This is a genomic window from Haloferax sp. s1 (assembly GCF_058382125.1).
Map to the genome: position 1 here is coordinate 1 of NZ_JBZRPK010000463.1, position 5141 is coordinate 5141.

The 5141-nt window shown below is 63.0% G+C and carries 3 protein-coding genes and 1 pseudogene; all 4 read right to left on the reverse strand.

Annotated elements, in window-relative coordinates; translation table 11 throughout:
• Nucleotides 1-86 precede the first annotated feature (86 nt).
• Nucleotides 87-1622, reverse strand: a pseudogene (locus tag QT222_RS06850) (nitrite/sulfite reductase); the annotation flags it as partial.
• Nucleotides 1623-1884: 262 nt separating this feature from the next.
• Entirely contained in the window at nt 1885-2517 is a 633-nt protein-coding gene (locus QT222_RS06855; RefSeq protein ID WP_491476732.1) for a molybdenum cofactor guanylyltransferase, read from the reverse strand.
• 3 nt (nt 2518-2520) lie between these two features.
• A complete protein-coding gene (locus tag QT222_RS06860; protein ID WP_179955363.1) occupies nt 2521-3819 on the reverse strand; it encodes an MFS transporter in 1299 nt (432 codons plus the stop codon).
• Between the two features lie 14 nt (nt 3820-3833).
• Nucleotides 3834-5141 (reverse strand): molybdopterin-dependent oxidoreductase (locus tag QT222_RS06865; RefSeq protein WP_491476733.1); only part of this gene is annotated, 1308 nt, incomplete at its 5' end.

The window sequence follows — 5141 nt, forward strand, 5'->3', positions numbered from 1 at the left end:
GGCCATTGGAGTTAGAACAAATGACGGTGCGTCAGTCGGGTGATGTGGAGGGGGGCGAGCGCAAGGACTAACGGATTTACGGGTCAGGGCACCTTGTCCACGGTAACGCGCTGGTGAATCCACTCGACGAAGGAAGGTTCGTCACCGATACCGCCGCCGATGCCGATATCCATCGCCTCGACCATCTCGCCGTCTTTCTGCGCGCGCATCCCGAACAGGCCGATATCGGCCGTGTTCGCCTGTCCACAGTCGGCGGTACAGCCCGAATAGTGAATCTTCAACTGGTGAACGTCGTCGGGAACCTCGACATTGTCTCTGAGCCAGCGAAGCATCCGGGCCGTCCGCGCCTTCGTCTCGGTGAGCGCGAGTGAACAGAACTCCGTCCCGGTACAGGCGACGGTCCCGCGCTGGAACGGGTTCGGCTCCGGCGTGTGCTTCGAGAGGAGCGGTTCGGCAAGCAAGTCGTCGAGAGCACCTGCCGGAACGTCCATCACGATTGGATTCTGTCGGCGAGTGAGTCGTATCTCGCCAGAACCGTACTTATCGGCGAGGTCGGCTAGTTCGAGCGCGTCCGCCGCAGTAAGTCGGCCGACCGCGACGCTGAGTCCAACGTAATACCGACCGTCAGATTGCTCGTGAACGCCGACGTGGTCGGACTTGCCCGCCGACTGCGGCCGACCCGCATTGTAGGTGTACTCGTCGCGGATGTCCTCACCCGCCGACTGGAGTTCGAAGTCGAGGTACTCCGATTCGAGTCGGTCGCGTATCTTTTCCGTTCCCCAGTCGTCGACGAAGAATCGACTGCGGGCGCGGGCGCGAACGTCCCGGTTCCCGTGGTCGTGGTAGAGTTCGACGAATCCGCGAACCACCTCGTAAGCACGCTCTTCGTCGGCGACGAACACGTCGAGGCTGCGTGCAACGCGCGGTTTTCGAGAGCCGAGACCACCACCGACGCGGACGTTGAAGCCCGTGATAACCTCTCCGTCGACCTCTTTCCGGGCGGGTTCCAGTCCGATGTCGTTTATCGAGTCCTGTGCGCAACCCTCCCGACAGCCGGTGACGCTGATGTTGAACTTCCGAGGCATGTTCGACAGCGCGTCGTCCTCGCGGAGTTCCGACTGGAACCGGTCGAGAAGCGGTTTCGATTCGACCAGTTCGTGGGTGTCCTTTCCGGCGACCGGACAGCCGGTGATGTGCCGCATCGTGTCGCCACCGGCGGACCGTGAGGTCACACCGACAGATTCCAGTTGCTCCCAGATTTCGGGGATATCTTCGAGTTCGAGCCAGTGGAGCTGAATCGACTGGCGCGTCGTCAAGTCCACCCACCCGTTTCCGAACTCGGGGTTGTCGACGGGGCCGGTGGCATAGTCGCGTGCCACCTCGGCAATCGTCCGGAGTTGTCCGGGTTCGAGAACGCCGTTCGCGTTCGTCAGCCGCATCATGAAGTACGACTCCTGACCCGTCCGCTGCTGGAAGACACCCCAGAACTTGAAGCGAGTGAACCACTTGTCACGCTCGTCTTCCGGAATCGACTCGAAGCCCTCCTCGGCGAACGCCTCCAGTTCGTCGCGAACCGCGTCGCCGTAGAGGTCCGATTTCCACTGTTCCTTCTTACTCGCCATGGCCGACCACCAGTGGGCATTCGTCCACTAATCGAGCGCATCTAATTCCGAACACAGTCATGTTACGTGATAACACTGCAGACAACGATACATAATACTATTCGTTGTCAAAACACACAAATGACCTCAATTTCAGAATATTTTCCAATTTATAACCATATATTCCGAATATAAGGTTGTATTCTGACCAAGTATTGGCTCTTTTTCTTCACAATCAGAACCCAAGTTCGTGGACAATCATTACCATTCTGCGAGTGCACAATCAGCGCCGGGAGGAGAGTGCGCGCAGGTCGTCGATAGTATTCACGTTGGAGAACGCGTCTAAACCGGCGTGTGCCTGCACTTCGCGCCCGTCCAAGACGTTCACACCGAGCGTGGACATCACATCCTTGAGTCGGTCGTTTCCCGCCCGAATCGTCTCGGTACAGGCGACTTCCCCGGCGCGACAGTGAACGACCGAGGGTAGCGGGACGGGAGTCTCGGAGACAGACGGAATCACGCCCGTTCCACCCTGAACTCGGCCGAAGAGGTGCGAAATAAAGCCGGTCGGCACGAGCGGCATATCGCACGGGAGGATGGCCGCGTACTCGGCGTTCGAAGCTCGTACTGCGGTCCTGAGGCCGAAGACGGGACCATGGTCTGGGTGAGAGTCCTCCGCGAACCGGACATCGAAGTCCGACAGTGCGGCGGCAAACGTGTCTCGTTGGTCGGCGCGGCAGTTGACGACGAGTTCGTCGACGGCGGGGTCGAGAGATGCCGCAACACGGTGAATCATCGGTCGTCCGCCGACCGGTGCAGTCGCCTTGTCGATGCCGTCGAACCTTCTTGACCGACCACCCGCGAGGATGATGCCAGCGCGGCCCGTGTCGAGGTTGCGGGAGGACTGTTCGGCCATTGTTCAGTCGTCGCTCTGACTGGACTCGAAGCGACTCCCGTCGAAGAAGCCGTCCACGTGGGCGCGACTCGCGATATGCGGACGCGAGATGAACGCGTTCAACGCGAGTATCGGAATCATGAGCGCCGCCACGATGACGTAGCCCGTGTGAATCATCCCTTCCGCGGCGGCGAACGAGTAGACGAGCGGGAATCCGATGCCGCCGAAGGTTCCGATTCCGCCCACGATACCGGCGGCAGCGCCCGACCGGTTCGGGAACATGGCAGGGACTTGCGCGAATATCGCACCCTCCGTGAACGCGCAACTCATCCCGACGAGGAAGCCGGCTGCGACGGTCAGGAGGACGTTTCCAGTCTGCCCTGCGAAGGTGAGTCCGGTCATCGAGACGACGATGAACGTCATGCAGAGGACGGTCCACTGCTCCCGGTAGCGACCCGCGAAGAACGGGAGAATGTCGCGCTGGTCGCGAACGAGGCGGTCGGAGACGTAGCCGCCGATTGGCCGAAGCAACCCGGCAGCGAGCGAGAACGTCGCCGCGAAGGTGCTGGCGATGACGAGGTTCGAACCGAATCCTTCGCGGAAGTACGTCGGAAGCCAGCCGTTCATCGAGATTTCGAGCCCGAAGCTCATCACGTAGCCGAGTGCGAGCGCGACGACGCCGTAGCGGGTCGCTGTGTGGACCCACGTCGAGAGCGTCGCCGACTCGCTGGTGGCCGCTGCACGGGCTTTCGTGGCGGCGTCCTGTCCGAAAACGACGTAGACGATGGCCATCAGGATGGCGACGACACCGGTGTAGAAGAACGCCGCGCGCCACCCGGTCGAAAACAGCGGGCCGCTCCAGTTCCCGAACGCCCGCGGGAGGATGAGCGCACCCCCCGCGGCACCGGCATTGCCGATACCCGCGTAGATGCCCTCGGCAGTCCCGAGTTCCTCCTCGGGGAACCACTGGGAGACGTGCTGGATACCGACGACGAAGGTGATACCCGCCGAGGCGACGACGACCCGTTCGACGAAGAACACCTCGTACGAGGTTGCGAACGCGCTGGCCATGCTGAATATGCCGACGTAGGCGAGAACGATGCCGAACACCGTCGAAGCGCCGAAGCGGTCCGAGAGCCAGCCAGTGAGAATACGCCCCGGCGGTGCCGACCAGATGGCGGCGCTGGCGAGAATGCCGAGGTCGGTGAGCGAGAGTCCGAACTCCGCGGCGATTTGCCCCGTGAACGGGGCGAACGAGAACCAGATGAGAAACGAGAGGTTGAACGCCGCGGTGGCGAGGACGAGCGTCCGCCACCGAGTCATCTTGACGAGACCCATCAGTCGCTCACCTCCGCCGCGAGAAAGTCAGCTTTGGCGGGTGCATCGGGATGCACAAAGCGGACCGCACACTGTTTGAAGTTCGGTTCGTTCGACTGCGGGTCGACTGCGGGGCTGGTGAGTTGGTTGGTCATTGGGTGGTGAATCGAAAGCCAGACGAGTCCTGGCGGGACAGCGTCGTCGCGGTCGAGCGTCACGGAGACGGACGCGCGACGCGAGACAACGGTAGTTCGAAGGTCGCCGTCCGCGTCGGCGACCGCGTCGCGATGCGTGTCGATGGTCTCTGGGTTGACGCGGGCAACCGGCTCTTCCGGCGTGTCGCTCCGTGAGCGAACGCCGGTGTTGTACCCGTCGGCCTCGCGGCCGGTCGTAAGCGTCAGCGGGTAGTCGCCGTCGACCGGCTCGGGCAGCGGTTCCCCATCGAGTGTGCTGAATCGGGCTTTCCCCGATGGTGTCGGAAACGACCACCGCGAAGTGCTGGGGTCGTAGTACCGGTAGCCCGCGTCGCTGTTCGGTTCCGGAGCGGGCCAGCGGACGGCGCGCTCGCCGTCGAGTCGGGTGTACGAGATGCCGGAACAGTCAGCGTCCGTTCCCTCCGTGAGCGCGGCGAACTCGTCGAATATCGCGCTGGGGGAGACGGGTGGCCGAGGGAGGAGACCGAGGGCAACCCGAGCGGCCACATCGGCAATAATGTCGAGGTCCTGTCGGACGCCGGGAGGCGTCTCTGTGGCCGCTCGGATGCGCGAGACCGTCCGCTCCATGTTCATCGCCGTCCCCTCGGACTCACCCCACGTCGCGGCCGGAAGCACTACATCGGCGAGTTCAACCGTATCCGACCGGAAGGCGTCTTGCACCACGAGGAACGAGTCGCGGAGAACCTCGCGAGCAGCCGTCGCATCCGGGAACCCGGCGAGTGGGTTCGTCGCAACAGTCCAGACCACGGATGGCGACGAGTCGAGGATGCCCACCGGACCCGGTCCGCTGTCGTCGGGGAGTCGAGAGACAGGAACGTCCCACGCCTCGGCGACCGCTCGGCGGTGGTCGGGATGTTCGAACGGTCGGTGACCGGACCACGTTCCTTTCGAGGAACAGACTCGCGTCCCCATCGAGTTCGCTTGACCGGTGAGCGAGAACGGACCGGTTCCCGGACCGAGGTTACCCGACGCGAGACAAAGATTCACGAGCGCACCGGCGGTTGCGGTACCGCGGACGCTCTGATTCACCCTCTTCCCTCCGCCGAATAGCGCTGCCGCCGCGCGCCCTCTTGCCATATTCCCTTCCCTGCCCTGCGCGCCAGCAGCCTCCGG

What these genes read in the sequence shown, in the direction of transcription:
- QT222_RS06860 (WP_179955363.1), bottom strand. Translation starts at nt 3,819, where the DNA reads ATGACTCGGTGGCGGACGCTCGTCCTCGCCACCGCGGCGTTCAACCTC.
- QT222_RS06855 (WP_491476732.1), bottom strand. Translation starts at nt 2,517, where the DNA reads ATGGCCGAACAGTCCTCCCGCAACCTCGACACGGGCCGCGCTGGCATC.